We start from the raw sequence: 14077 nt of genomic DNA on the forward strand, positions 1-14077 counted from the left end.
GGTCAGGCAATTTTGCGGGCATCTTCCTTGCGGAGGATTTCCTCGACATCCTCAGCAGACAGGGTTTCGTTTTTCAGTACCGCTTTGGCGAGCGCTTCGAGCTGGTTTCGGTGCTCAGTCAGAAAGTCCAGGGTCGCTTTCTCCAGTGCCAGGAGTTGTGACTGGATTTCCCCATCGATCATTTCTGCCATTTTTTCACTGAACTCTCTTGGCAGCCCCATTTCCCGGCCGAGGAATACATGCTCTTCTCCGATGCTCAGGCCGAGGGGGCCGATCTTCTCGCTCATCCCCCACTGGCCAATCATGCGGCGAATCAGTGTCGTGGCTTCCTTCAGGTCGTTCTGGGCTCCGGTGCTTACTTCGCCATAAACCAGTTTTTCCGCACAGCGACCTCCGAGCATTACCTTGATTCGATCCTTCAGGTAGCTTTCCGTATAGGTGTAGTGGTCTTCCCTCGGGGTCTGTTCAGTGACACCCATGGCCATGCCGTGAGGAATGATAGTGAGCTTGGTGAGCGGGTCGGCGTTGGGCATGTAATAGGCCATGATGGCGTGGCCACATTCGTGATAGGCCACCGCTTTTCGCTCTTCGGGAGACAGCCGGGCATCCCGCTCCTCGCCAAGGATAATTCGGTCCCGGGCGACCTCAAAGCAGTGGGCGTTCACTTCATGGAGGTTTTCCCGGGCTGCAGTGAGCGCGGCCTCGTTTACCAGGTTCTTCAGATCTGCGCCGGAGAAACCGATGGTCCGGGCGGCCAGCTGCTCCAGGTCGACATCACTGGCCAGCGGCACCTTGCGAACGTGAACCTGCAGGATCGCGGTGCGTGCGTCCTTGTGGGGCCGGTCCAGGGTGACCTTGCGGTCAAACCGGCCCGGGCGAAGCAGAGCGCTGTCCAGAACATCGGGCCGGTTGGTGGCGGCCAGTACCAGAACATTTTCGTGGGCCTCGAAGCCGTCCATTTCGGTCAGGATCTGGTTCAGGGTCTGTTCCCGCTCATCGTGGCCACCGCCCAGGCCGGCGCCCCGGGAGCGGCCGATGGCGTCCAGCTCGTCGATGAAGATCAGAGCTGGCGCTTCCTTCCGGGCTTCCTGGAACATATCCCGCACCCGGGCCGCGCCCACACCCACGAACATTTCAATAAATTCCGAGGCGCTGATGCTGTAAAAGGGCACTTCTGCTTCGCCGGCGATGGCCCTGGCCAGCAGGGTCTTGCCGGTGCCAGGCGGGCCAACCAGCAGAACACCCTTGGGCATAATGGCGCCCAGGGCCCGATATTTTTCGGGGGATTTCAGGAAGTCGATAATCTCCGCGATTTCCCGCTTGGCAGACTCGATGCCGGCCACATCATCGAGTGTGGCTGTAGAGGTTTCCTTGCGGGCTCTCCGGGCCTTCGAGCGGCTGAAATCAAAGGGGCCGCCCCCCTGGGCCATACGCTTCTGAGCTGCGCCCCAGAACCAGAACATCAGCGCCAGCAGCAGTATCCAGGGCAGGAATCCACGAATCAGCTCCTGCCACCAGGGCAGGCCCGAAGGCATCGCCCTGATGGTCACCTGGCGTTCCTCCAGCAGGCTCAGCAGCGAGGGATCTTCCATGGGCGGGCGTATGGTGTGAAACCCCGGCGTGCTTGCCTTGGACGGGTTGTCAGAACTGAATGACGCCGCGCCACTGTCGGTGAACAGGCCGGTAATAGCCTCTTCCTTGAGTGTGACTTCTGAAACCTGATCGTTCACCACCGCGGTTTTGAAGTCGGAATAGGCCAGTTCCTGAAGCCGTGGCTGCCCACCGTCCTGCAGCCAGAGCACCATCAGGAAAATGGCGGCACTGAGCCACAGGAACGAGTACTGGTTGGGTATCGCCGGTTGCGGATTGTTCTCCGGCTTTTGCGGATTGCCTGGCCCGTTCGGTGCTGTCATTTCGGTCTCCGGTCGCCCTCCATGATCTTTGCCACGAAGACGGATTTGCCGTAAGTCTCGAATGACCATTTCATGGTATCCGAGAGAACCTTCATAACCTCATCATAGCCGCCGAAAATTTCCGTGCTCATGCGCCCGGGATAAACTTCCAGCCCGGTTTGCTCGAGCCGGGCGATGAGGTCCCGTATAGGCTGTTTATACTCTTCTTTCAGGGGATAACAGCTTAGTTGTACAGAAAGATACATAATGCCTCCGGTCAGGTCAGTGACCCTGGTCAATTACGGTCATCAGTAGCCCATGGCTGATGATGTGCTTCGCCTTGGATCTGCGCCACCGTACAGAGTACCGTCTTCATCAATCATAATACTCTGGATGGCGCCCATTGCCGAACCACGGACAACGGTGTGGCCCCGATCTTCCAGCAGGCGAATTGTGTCCGGGCTGATGCCCTGCTCAATGCGAATCTCATCCGGCAGCCACTGATGGTGCATTCGCGGCACGCTTACCGCCGTCTGGATGTTCATGCCATGATCAATCACATTCAGGATCACCTGCAAGGTGGTGGTAATAATCCGCGAGCCCCCCGGGCTGCCCGTTACCAGCACATTTTTGCCGTCCTTCCTGACGATGGTGGGCGACATGGAGCTCAGCATGCGTTTGCCGGGCTCAACCTTGTTGGCTTCACCGCCGATCAACCCGTAAGCGTTAGGCACGCCCGGCCTGGCGCTGAAATCATCCATTTCATTGTTGAGCAGAAAACCGGCACCTTCGACCGTGATACCGGAGCCATAACTGAAATTGATGGTGTAGGTGTTAGAGACCGCGTTGCCCCATTTGTCCACCACCGAGAAGTGGGTGGTTTCGGGGCTTTCCCAGGCGGCCGGCTGGCCGGGATTGATGTCGCTGGCAGGGCGGGCTTTTTCTGAATTAATGGTTTTTCGGAGTTCTTCTGCATAGCCCTTGCTGGTAAGGCCTTCCAGGGGTACGTCTACGTAGTCGGTATCGCCGAGGTATTTCGAGCGATCGGCGTAGGCCAGCTTCATGGCTTCGGCCATGTGATGAATCGCATCGGCCGAATTATGGCCGAAGTCGGCCATCGGAAAGCCTTCCAGAATGTTGAGGATCTGGACAATGTGAGTGCCGCCGGAGGAGGGCGGCGACATGGAAAAGATATCGTACCCGCGATAGGTACCGTGAACTGGAGTGCGGACCTCCGGGCGATAGTCTTTCAGATCCTCAAGGGTGATCGGGCCGCCGTGCCGGGCCATTTCGTCGGCGATCAGCCTGGCGGTTTCGCCCGCGTAAAAGCCTTTTACGCCGTGATCCGCAATCCGCTGCAGGGTGTCCGCCAGTTCCGGCTGGTGAAACCGCTCGCCAGGCTGCCAGGCGCTGCCATCCGGCCTATAAAAGGTGGCAAGAGTGGCGGGCCAGCGTTCGAGCCTTTCACGGGCCTGTTCCAGGCCTTCGGTAAAGCGGTGGGGGACAATAAATCCTTCCCGGGCCAGTCTGATGGCCGGAGCCAGTGCCCGTTCCAGGGAGATAGTGCCGTGGCGCTCCAGCGCCAGCGCAAGGCCGGCCACGGTTCCGGGGACACCTGCGGCCAGATGGGTGAAGCGGCTGCGATCGCGGACCACATTGCCGGATTTGTCCTGAAACATCGTCTCTGTAGCGGCGGCGGGCGCTTTCTCGCGGTAATCAATGGCTTCCGGCTCTGAGCCATCGCCTCTGGATATCAGCATGAAACCGCCGCCGCCAATGTTGCCGGAGCGGGGCTGGGTTACTGCCAGGGCAAATCCGGCCGTGACCGCGGCATCAACTGCGTTGCCTCCGTCCCTGAGTACGTCCAGGGCCACTTCGGTGGCCAGGGTGTGGCTGGTTGCTACCATGCCCTGTTTCGCGGTGGCGGGGTGAAACCGTTCTCCCTCGAGAATGGCCTGCCCGAACGCCGGCCCGATAACCACAAGAAAGGCGAGGGTCGTTGCAATCGAAAGGCGGCCTGAGCGTGCTCTGGCGAGGTTTTTGGTTGTGTGTTGGTAGAGGTCTCTGCCCATATCTCCATTCCTCGTTTCTGGCGTTCAGATAGGCTATGATAGCCGGTCATTTTCATAGGTGCGTATCGTTAACCTGCCGTTAATGCCGGTGGTGATTCCCCGACGCACCTGCTTTCCCGGGTTTCAGTTAAGGAAAGGCTTTCATGGAGCATACCTATCGTCTTGTGATTTCCTGCCCCGATCGGGTGGGAATTGTCGCCAAGGTGAGTAATTTTCTGTCGACATACAATGGCTGGATTACCGAGGCGAGTCACCACTCGGACACCCATACCGGCTGGTTTTTCATGCGGCACGAAATCAAGGCCAGCTCGATTCCGTTTGGCCTGGATCAGTTCCGTGCCGCGTTCGAGCCCATTGCCCGTGAATTCAATATGCACTGGCACATTGCCGATTCGGCCCAGCCGAAGAAAGTCATCCTGATGTGCAGCAAGGAATCCCACTGTGTGGCAGATCTGCTGTACCGGTGGCACAGCAAGGAGATCAATGCCGAGATCGTGGCGGTGATTTCCAACCACGATGACCTTCGCAGAATGGTGGAATGGCACGAGATTCCTTACCACCACGTGCCAGTCAGCAAGGAAAACAAAGCAGATGCCTTCGCCCACATCAATGACCTCTTCCACAAATACGAAGTGGATGTGGTGGTGCTGGCCCGGTACATGCAGATCCTTCCGGGCGAACTGTGTGAAAAATACGCTGGCAAGGTGATTAACATCCACCACAGCTTCCTGCCGTCTTTTGCCGGTGCCCGCCCCTACCACCAGGCCTACAGCCGGGGAGTAAAGCTGATTGGCGCGACCTGCCACTACGTGACCCAGGACCTCGACGAGGGCCCGATCATCGAGCAGGACGTCATCCGCATCACCCACAGTGACTCCATTGAGGATATGGTTCGCCTGGGCAAGGACGTGGAAAAGAACGTGCTGGCCCGCGGTCTGCGTTCGCACATCGAAGACCGGGTGATTACCTTCGAAAACAAGACTGTGGTGTTTGATTAGGGCTGCCTCACAGTTGCCCCGGAAAGGGTGCGACTGTGATAGACTTGGCGGCTTGTTGAAGCATAACTATGGGGCCCGGACACGGCTCCGATACGACTTCCAGATAACGCAAAGGAACCTTTCTCGATGGGTGAGTTAGCCAAAGAGATCCTGCCGGTCAATATTGAAGACGAGTTAAAACAGTCCTACCTCGATTACGCCATGAGCGTTATCGTCGGGCGGGCGCTTCCGGATGTGAGGGATGGCCTCAAGCCGGTTCACCGCCGTGTTCTGTTCGCCATGTCCGAACTGAACAACGACTGGAACAAAGCCTACAAGAAGTCCGCCCGTGTGGTGGGTGACGTTATCGGTAAATATCACCCTCACGGTGACTCTGCGGTTTACGACACCATCGTACGTATGGCCCAGCCGTTCTCGCTGCGCTACCCGCTGGTAGACGGCCAGGGCAACTTCGGTTCCATTGATGGTGATAACGCCGCAGCCATGCGTTACACCGAGATTCGCATGGAGAAGATCGCCCACTCCCTGCTGGCGGATCTGGACAAGGAAACCGTCGATTTCGTTGATAACTATGACGGCACCGAGCGGATCCCCGAGGTTCTGCCTACCCGGGTTCCGAACCTGCTGGTGAATGGTTCCTCCGGTATTGCCGTGGGAATGGCCACCAATATTCCGCCCCACAACCTGACGGAAGTGGTCAACGGCTGCCTGGCGTTGATTGACAATCCGGATCTTACTATTGATGAGCTGATGGGCTTCATTCCCGGCCCTGACTTCCCGACCGAGGGCATCATCAATGGCCGTGCGGGCATTGTCGAGGCCTATCGCACCGGCCGTGGCCGCATCTATGTCCGTGCCCGTCATGAAATCGAGCACGATAACAAAACCAATCGCGACGCTGTCATTATCACCGAGCTGCCGTATCAGCTGAACAAGGCTCGCCTGATCGAAAAGATCGCCGAGCTGGTGAAAGAGAAGCGCCTTGAGGGTATTACCGAACTGCGGGATGAATCCAACAAGGAAGGTATCCGGGTTGTGATCGAACTGCGCCGGGGCGAAAATCCGGATGTGGTGGTCAATAACCTGTTCGCCCACACCCAGTTGCAGACGGTGTTTGGTATCAACATGGTGGCGCTGATCAATGGCGAGCCTAAAACGCTGAACCTCAAGCAGATGCTCGATGCGTTCGTGCGCCACCGCCGTGAGGTGGTTACCCGCCGGACTATCTATGAGCTGCGCAAGGCCCGCGAACGTGGCCATATCCTCGAAGGCCTCACGGTTGCGCTGGCCAACATCGATGAGATGATCGAACTGATCAAGGCCTCGCCCAGTTCGGTGGAAGCCAAAGAAAAGCTGATGGCCAAGGGCTGGGCCCCGGGCGATGTCCTGGCCATGCTGGAGCGTGCCGGCGAAGACGCCTGTCGCCCGGACGACCTGCCGGAAATCTATGGCCTGCGTAACGGCCTGTACTACCTGTCTCCGGAGCAGACTCAGGCGATCCTGGATATGCGTCTGCACCGCCTGACCGGCCTTGAAACCGAGAAGCTGCAGAACGAATACAAGGACATCCTTGAAAAGATTGCCGGCCTGCTGGAAATTCTGGGCGACCCGGACCGCCTGATGCAGGTTATCCGTGAAGAACTGGAAGCGGTTGTTTCCGAATTCGGTGATGAGCGCCGTACCGAGATCACCAGCTCCCAGCGTGATCTGACGATTGCAGACCTGATTGACGAAGAAGATCTCGTGGTCACCATTTCCCACAGCGGTTACGCCAAGACCCAGGCCGTGGAAGATTACCAGGCACAGCGCCGTGGTGGCCGGGGCAAGGCCGCAACCTCCATGAAGGACGAAGACTTCGTTGAGAAGTTGCTCGTCGCCAATTCCCACGACACCATTCTGTGCTTCTCGAACCGCGGCAAGGTCTACTGGTTGCGGGTGTTCGAGATTCCGCGGGCCAGCCGGGCTTCCCGCGGTCGTCCGATGGTCAACATCCTGCCACTGGAAGAGGGTGAGCGTATCACCACCTTCCTGCCAGTACGTGACTATCCGGAAGACCAGTTTGTGCTGATGGCCACCTCTAACGGTGTGGTCAAGAAAACCCCGCTGCCGAACTTCTCACGTCCGCGCAGCAGCGGCCTGATTGCCCTGTCCCTTGATGAAGGCGATACCCTGATTGGCGCTGCCATTACCGAGGGCGACGCCGAAGTCATGCTGTTCTCCACTGCCGGCAAGGCCGTTCGCTTTGCCGAGGGGGCGGTGCGTCCGATGAGCCGGACAGCCCGCGGTGTTCGCGGTATCAGGATGCCGGAAGGTCACCATGTGGTGTCCCTGATTATTCCGCAGGAAGGCGGTGTGATTCTGACCGCCAGTGAGAACGGTTACGGCAAGCGTACCGCCATCGACGAATTCCCGACCTATGGCCGGGGCAGCCAGGGCGTTATTGCCATGCAGTGCTCTGAGCGGAACGGCAACCTGGTAACAGCCCTGCAGCTGTTTGATGGTGATGAAATGATGCTGATTTCGGATAAGGGTACACTGGTGCGGACTCGTACCGACGAAGTGTCCGTTCTGAGCCGGAACACTCAGGGTGTGCGTCTGATCAAGCTTGGTCAGGAAGATGAGCGCCTGGTAGGCGTAGAGCGCATTGCTGAAACCGATGACGAAGCACTTGACGGTGAAGGCGAAGACGCAGCGACAGACAGCAGCACGGAAGAAGGTGAAGGTGCCGGCGAAGAATAAGCCGGCCCTGCCATAGACAGATTCAGCAAGACTTGAGAGATCACAGCAACATGAGCAGGGCGTATAATTTTTGTGCAGGCCCGGCAACCTTGCCGGAAAGCGTGCTTCGTCAGGCGCGGGATGAAATGCTCGACTGGCGCGGTACCGGCATGTCGGTGATGGAAATGAGCCATCGCAGCGACGAGTTTGTCCGGATTGCCGAAACTGCAGAAAAAGATCTGCGTGAACTGGCCGGCGTGTCGGACGATTACGCCGTTCTCTTTATGCAGGGTGGGGCGTCCAGCCAGTTTTCCACCATTCCCCTGAACCTGCTGGGTGAAAAAAACGCTGCTGACTATGTGAATACGGGCATCTGGTCCAAGAAAGCCATTGCCGAGGCGAGCCGCTATGGCACTGTGAACGTGGTGGCCAGCTCGGAAGACAGCGGTTTTGCCACGATTCCTGACCAGTCCTCCTGGCAGACCAGTGCAGATGCAGCGTACCTGCACTACACGCCGAACGAGACCATTGGCGGTCTGGAGTTCGACTTTGTTCCGGAGAGCCCGTCGGTCCCGCTGGTGGCGGATATGTCCTCATCCATGCTTTCCCGGCCGGTGGACGTTTCCAGGTTTGGCGTGATCTACGCCGGCGCCCAGAAAAACATCGGCCCCTCGGGCCTGGTGGTGGTCATTATCCGCAAGGATCTGCTGGGTAAGGCCCGCAGGGAGACCCCCACCATGATGAACTATCAGGTGATTGCCGATAACGGGTCCATGTACAACACCCCCGCGACCTATTCCTGGTATCTGGCGGGCCTGGTGTTCCAGTGGCTGAAAGAGCAGGGTGGTGTAACGGCCATGGGTGAAGTGAACCTGCGCAAGGCCAGAAAGCTCTATGGGTTCATCGACACCAATGATTTCTACGCCAACCCCATTGAACCGCGTTTCCGGTCCTGGATGAACGTGCCGTTTACCCTGGCAGACGACGCCTTGAACGGTGAATTCCTGAAAGGAGCCAATGCCCGTGGCCTGCTGAACCTGGCCGGCCACCGCTCGGTGGGTGGTATGCGGGCGAGTATTTACAACGCGATGCCCGAGGCTGGTGTTGATGCGCTGATCGAATATATGACTGAATTTGCGAAGGAGCGTGGCTGACCATGAGTGATGAGCAGGTCCGGCTCGCAGAGCTGAGGGACGAGATTGATCAGATTGATCAGAAGCTCATGGAGCTGATCAGCGCCCGGGCAACCTGTGCCCAGGAAGTCGCCCACGTCAAGACCACAGCCAATCCGGGGCAGGACGTATTTTTCTATCGCCCGGAGCGGGAAGCCCAGGTGCTGCGCCGAATCAAGGAGCAGAACCCGGGGCCATTGTCCGGTGAGGAAATGGCCCGTCTGTTCCGGGAAATCATGTCGGCCTGCCTGGCGCTGGAAAAGCCCATGCACATTGCCTTCCTGGGGCCGGTGGGTACCTTCACCCAGGCAGCAGCGCTCAAGCATTTTGGTCACTCGGTGATCAGCGTGCCGCTGCCCGCGATTGATGCGGTATTCCGGGAGGTTGAATCCGGCGCTGCCCATTACGGTGTGGTGCCGGTGGAGAACTCCACCGAGGGCATGATCAATCATACCCTCGATATGTTCATGTCCTCGCCCCTGAAAATCTGTGGTGAAGTGCAACTGCGGATTCACCACCACCTGCTGGTGTCTCCGAAGCACAAGGATCAGGAAATTACCCGGATCTATTCCCATCAGCAGTCGTTTGCCCAGTGTCGCCAGTGGCTGGACACCCATCGCTATGGTATTGAGCGGGTGACAGTTTCCAGCAACGCCGAAGCGGCGCGACGTGCGGGCGCGGAGCCCGGATCGGCGGCGATTGCCGGCGACATGGCGGCTGAGCTCTATGGCCTGGAAAAACTGGCCAACAGCATTGAAGACCGTCCGGACAATACCACACGTTTCCTGATCATCGGCCGGGAAGAAGTCCCTGCCAGCGGTCACGATAAGACCTCCATTCTGGTTTCCATGCGAAACAAGCCGGGTGCACTGTACCAGCTGCTTGAGCCGTTTCATCGCCATGGCCTCAGCCTGACCCGTATCGAAACCCGGCCGTCGCCCAGTGGTACCTGGGCCTATGTGTTCTACATCGATTTTGAAGGGCACATGGAGGGCGATCAGGTGTGCAAGGTTCTCGCAGAAGTGGAGGACGAAGCCGTTGAGCTCAAGCGGTTGGGTTCCTACCCGATTGGCGTTCTTTGAGTACCCGAACCGGCAGTTTTTTTGAGTACGGAGTGTCGAGGACGATTTATGGCCATTGATTACCAGAGTCTGGCGGTCCGGGGCGTGCAGGCGTTGTCGCCCTACCAGCCAGGAAAACCGATTGAGGAACTGGCGCGGGAGCTGGGGCTGAATCCCGCTGAAATCATCAAGCTTGCCAGCAATGAAAATCCGCTTGGGCCTAGCGAAAAGGCGCTTTCTGCCGCCCGCCAGGCATTGTCTGAACTGTGCCTGTATCCGGACGGCAACGGCTTCAATCTCAAGCAGGCGCTGTCAAGGCGCCTGGGTGTCGGGCTGGACCGGATCACCCTCGGCAATGGCTCCAATGACGTTCTGGAAGTCATCACCCGCTGTTTTGCCGATGCCGATTCGGAAGTCATTTTCTCCCAGTATGCGTTCGCCATTTATCCTCTGGTGACCCGGGCCATTGGCGCAAAGGGCGTGTCCGTGCCTGCCCGGGAATGGGGGCATGATCTGGAGGCGATGGCGGCGGCGGTCACCGACCGTACCAGGCTGGTTTTTGTCGCCAACCCGAACAATCCCACGGGTACGGTGCACAAGGCCGATGCCATTGAGGCCTTCCTGAAGAAGATTCCGGCCGAGGTCCTCGTGGTGCTGGATGAGGCCTACTGCGAATACCTCACCGGTAACGACTATCCTGACGGTGTGGAACTGCTTTCCCGGTTCCCGAACCTGCTCGTGTGCCGGACCTTCTCCAAAGCCTGGGGGCTTGCCGGTTTGCGGGTGGGCTACAGCGTCAGCTCCGCAGCCATTGCCGACACCCTCAACCGCGTGCGTCAGCCCTTTAACGTCGACACGGTTGCGCTCTCTGCGGCCACGGCGGTGCTGGATGATGAAGACTACCTTCAGCGCTCCCGGGAGGTGAACAGTGCCGGCCTGCGCCAGCTTGAGCAGGCATTCGATCGCATGGGGCTCAGTTACATTCCCTCTGCCGGCAACTTTATTGCGGTGGAAGTGGGTGAGCAGGCCATGGGGGTATACCAGACTCTTCTGGCCCACGGTGTGATTGTCCGCCCGATTGCAGGTTATGGCATGCCGCGCCATCTCCGTGTCTCGGTTGGGCTTCCGGAAGAGAACGAGCGGTTTATCGACGCGCTGGCGCAGGCACTGACATCCTCGGGGCTGAGCGACTGACATGGCGCTTTCCGAACCTCTTTTTAAGCGGGTTGCAGTGATTGGTCTGGGGCTGATTGGCGGCTCCCTGGCCAGTGCTATCCGGCGTAATGGCCTGGCTGGCAGGGTGGTTGGTGCAGACCAGCGCGGCGAGGAGCTGCAACTCGGCAAAGAGCTTGGTGTTATAGATGAGGCCGCGCCTACCGTGGCTGATGCCGTCAAGGGTGCCGATCTGGTGGTGCTTGCGGTGCCGGTAAGGGCAACCCGCGCGGTTCTGGAAGAAGTTCGCTCCTGCCTGGAGCCCGGAGCAGTGCTAACGGATGTGGGTAGTACCAAGTCCAGCTTTGTCGCCGATGTTGAGGCCGTGTTTGGTGGCCTTTCGCCGCTGGTGATTCCCGGCCACCCGATCGCGGGCTCTGAAAAGAGCGGCATCCGGGCGGCCAGTCCGGAGCTGTTCGCCAACCACAAGGTGATTCTTACGCCTCCGGACAATGTCAGTGAGCCGCATCTGGCACGTCTGAAAGGACTCTGGGAAGGCTGTGGCGCGACAGTGCTGACCATGTCTGTGGCCTATCACGACGAAGTGCTGGCGGCCACCAGCCATTTGCCCCATCTGATTGCCTTTTCTCTGGTCGACACCCTGGCGGGTGAAGACGAGAACATGGACATTTTCCGTTATGCGGCCGGTGGATTCAGGGACTTTACCCGGATTGCTGCCAGTGATCCGGTGATGTGGCACGATATCTTTCTCTCGAATCGCGAGGCGGTTCTTCGGGTAATCGACCATTTTACTCACGACCTGGAACAGCTGCGCACGGCCATTGCTAACCAGGACAGTGCGACCCTGTTAAGGGTTTTCAGTCGCGCCAAAGCGGCGCGTGAACATTTTTCAAAGATGCTCTCAGGACAGGCTTACGTGACAAAAAACAGTGAAAAGCAGGTAAGGTTCCGTCTTCAGCCCGGTGGCGCTATTTCCGGTGATATCCGGGTACCCGGTGACAAATCCATGTCGCACCGTTCCATCATGATGGGTGCGCTTGCCAACGGCGTCACCGAGGTTAAGGGATTCCTGGAGGGTGAGGACAGCCTGGCGACGCTTCAGGCGTTCCGGGATATGGGTGTCACGATCGAAGGCCCGGAAGATGGCTTCGTCCGGATTCACGGTGTTGGCATGCATGGGCTGCAGGCGCCCCGTGGCCCGTTGTATCTTGGTAATTCCGGAACCGCGATGCGCCTGTTTGCAGGCCTGCTGGCAGCCCAGCCGTTTGACTCTGAGCTGACCGGCGACGCCAGTCTCTCCGGCCGCCCCATGGGCCGGGTTGCAGACCCGTTGCGAGCCATGGGGGCAGTGATTGACACGGCCGAAGGTGGTCGCCCGCCGCTGAAGATACGCGGTGGCCAGAAGCTGTCCGGTATCCATTATGAAATGCCGGTAGCCAGCGCCCAGGTGAAGTCCTGCCTCTTGCTGGCCGGGCTCTACGCTGAAGGCAGCACATCGGTTACCGAGCCGGCACCCACGCGGGATCATACCGAGCGCATGCTGGCGGGCTTCGGCTACCACGTACACCGTGACGGCGCGACGGCCAGTGTCAGTGGTGGTGGCAAGCTGACGGCCACAAACATTGACGTACCTGCCGACATTTCTTCCTCGGCCTTTTTTCTGGTGGCTGCGAGCATTGCGCCCGGTTCCGACCTGATCCTTCGCCATGTAGGTATGAACCCGACCCGGGTGGGGGTGATCAACATTCTACGCCGGATGGGCGCCAGTATTGAGGTTCTGGATGAGCGCGAAATCGGTGGTGAGCCTGTAGCCGATCTGCGCGTGCGTTCGGCGGAACTTCAGGGTATTGATATTCCCGAAGACCAGGTGCCACTGGCGATTGACGAATTCCCGGTGCTGTTCATCGCGGCAACCTGCGCCACCGGCCGAACGGTTCTGCGAGGCGCCGAGGAGCTGCGGGTCAAGGAAAGTGACCGGATCCAGGTGATGGCAGACGGCCTTGCCGCCCTGGGTGTGGAAACCACCGTTACGCCGGACGGCATCATCATTGATGGTGGCCAGACCATTGGCGGCGGCACCGTCAACAGCCAGGGCGACCACCGTATTGCCATGTCTTTCGCAGTGGCATCGCTGCGGGCCAAAGGCGATATTACCGTGACCGACTGCGCCAATGTGGCAACGTCTTTCCCGGGATTTGTGGAGCTCGCAAAGAGTACGGGAATCAATATTTCAGCCGAGGGGGCTGAATAATGGCGGATAACAGAGCGCCGGTGATCACGGTGGATGGCCCCGGAGGATCCGGCAAGGGCACCGTTACCCAAATGCTGGCCAGGAAGCTGGGTTGGCATTTGCTGGATAGCGGGGCCTTGTACCGGCTGACGGCTCTGGCCGCCGTCCGGCAGGGTGTCGCCCTGGACGACGAGGAAGGGCTGGTCAAAGTGGCTGCCGGGCTGGATGTGGCGTTCGAACCCACGCCCGAGGGTGAGCCGGTCCGGGTTATTCTGGCAGGGCAGGACGTGACGGCAGATATACGTACGGAGTCCGCCGGGGATAACGCGTCGAAAGTGGCCGTGATGCAGCCGGTCCGGGACGCGCTGTTGCAGCGCCAGCGGGACTTCCGGCAGGCTCCGGGCCTGGTGGCCGATGGCCGGGATATGGGAACCGTGGTGTTCCCGGATGCGCCGGTCAAGATTTTCCTGACGGCAAGCGCCGAGGAGAGAGCCAGAAGGCGTTACAGCCAGTTGAAGGACGCGGGTGTCGATGTTAATATTGACGCCCTTTTAGAGGAGATACGGGTTCGTGATGAACGGGATATGAACCGTTCCGCAGCCCCTCTCAAGCCCGCAGATGATGCGCAAGTCATTGATTCTACGGGGTTGGGTATAGGAGAGGTGCTAGACAGGTGTATGGCCGCGGCAGGCCAGGCCTGACTACACCTTTTTGTCGTTGAAATGCCGGATGTAGCGTTATCTGCCAGCCACAGGCTTGAT

10 protein-coding genes are annotated in these 14077 nt (G+C 59.0%); 7 read left to right on the forward strand and 3 right to left on the reverse strand.

Translation table 11 applies throughout. The features are described from left to right. Window positions 1–2: 2 nt before the first annotated feature. The 3 genes from ftsH to ggt are packed head-to-tail and all read right to left on the reverse strand — an operon-like array spanning window position 3 to window position 3964. Window positions 3–1913 (reverse strand): ATP-dependent zinc metalloprotease FtsH, encoded by a 1911-nt coding sequence (ftsH, locus tag NLK58_RS00770; RefSeq protein ID WP_117616831.1) that lies wholly within the window; start codon window positions 1911–1913, stop codon window positions 3–5. After that, window positions 1910–2158 carry a thiamine-binding protein gene (locus tag NLK58_RS00775; RefSeq protein WP_117616832.1) on the reverse strand — a complete coding sequence of 83 codons (249 nt, stop codon included), beginning with the start codon at window positions 2156–2158 and terminating at the stop codon, window positions 1910–1912. Before NLK58_RS00775 ends, ftsH begins: the two co-directional genes overlap by 4 nt. Before the next feature lie 42 nt (window positions 2159–2200). Then, a complete protein-coding gene (gene ggt / locus NLK58_RS00780; protein WP_117616833.1) occupies window positions 2201–3964 on the reverse strand; it encodes a gamma-glutamyltransferase in 1764 nt (587 codons plus the stop codon). A 143-nt stretch (window positions 3965–4107) separates the two neighbouring features. Between ggt and purU the strand changes: the two genes are divergently transcribed. The 7 genes from purU to cmk all read left to right on the forward strand — a co-directional run bounded on the left by purU (window position 4108) and on the right by cmk (window position 14017). Continuing rightward, complete coding sequence (gene purU, locus NLK58_RS00785; RefSeq protein WP_117616834.1) at window positions 4108–4962, forward strand: formyltetrahydrofolate deformylase; 855 nt, start codon at window positions 4108–4110, stop codon at window positions 4960–4962. Window positions 4963–5088: 126 nt separating this feature from the next. Continuing rightward, complete coding sequence (gene gyrA, locus NLK58_RS00790) at window positions 5089–7701, forward strand: DNA gyrase subunit A (RefSeq protein ID WP_341581756.1); 2613 nt, start codon at window positions 5089–5091, stop codon at window positions 7699–7701. A gap of 50 nt (window positions 7702–7751) precedes the next feature. Beyond that, window positions 7752–8834, forward strand: a complete 1083-nt coding sequence (gene serC, locus NLK58_RS00795; RefSeq protein WP_117616836.1) for a 3-phosphoserine/phosphohydroxythreonine transaminase — start codon at window positions 7752–7754, stop codon at window positions 8832–8834. A gap of 2 nt (window positions 8835–8836) precedes the next feature. After that, entirely contained in the window at window positions 8837–9934 is a 1098-nt protein-coding gene (gene pheA / locus NLK58_RS00800; RefSeq protein ID WP_341581759.1) for a prephenate dehydratase, read from the forward strand. A gap of 48 nt (window positions 9935–9982) precedes the next feature. Then, window positions 9983–11107: a histidinol-phosphate transaminase gene (hisC, locus tag NLK58_RS00805; protein WP_341581761.1), complete on the forward strand. Its 1125-nt coding sequence runs from the start codon at window positions 9983–9985 to the stop codon at window positions 11105–11107. Window position 11108: 1 nt separating this feature from the next. Then, window positions 11109–13337 (forward strand): bifunctional prephenate dehydrogenase/3-phosphoshikimate 1-carboxyvinyltransferase, encoded by a 2229-nt coding sequence (locus tag NLK58_RS00810; RefSeq protein ID WP_117616839.1) that lies wholly within the window; start codon window positions 11109–11111, stop codon window positions 13335–13337. After that, entirely contained in the window at window positions 13337–14017 is a 681-nt protein-coding gene (cmk, locus tag NLK58_RS00815) for a (d)CMP kinase (protein ID WP_117616840.1), read from the forward strand. The genes NLK58_RS00810 and cmk overlap by 1 nt, the downstream gene beginning before the upstream one ends. Window positions 14018–14077: the final 60 nt, after the last annotated feature.

Origin of the sequence: Marinobacter metalliresistant (genome assembly GCF_038098645.1) — a bacterium.
GTDB lineage: Bacteria > Pseudomonadota > Gammaproteobacteria > Pseudomonadales > Oleiphilaceae > Marinobacter > Marinobacter metalliresistant.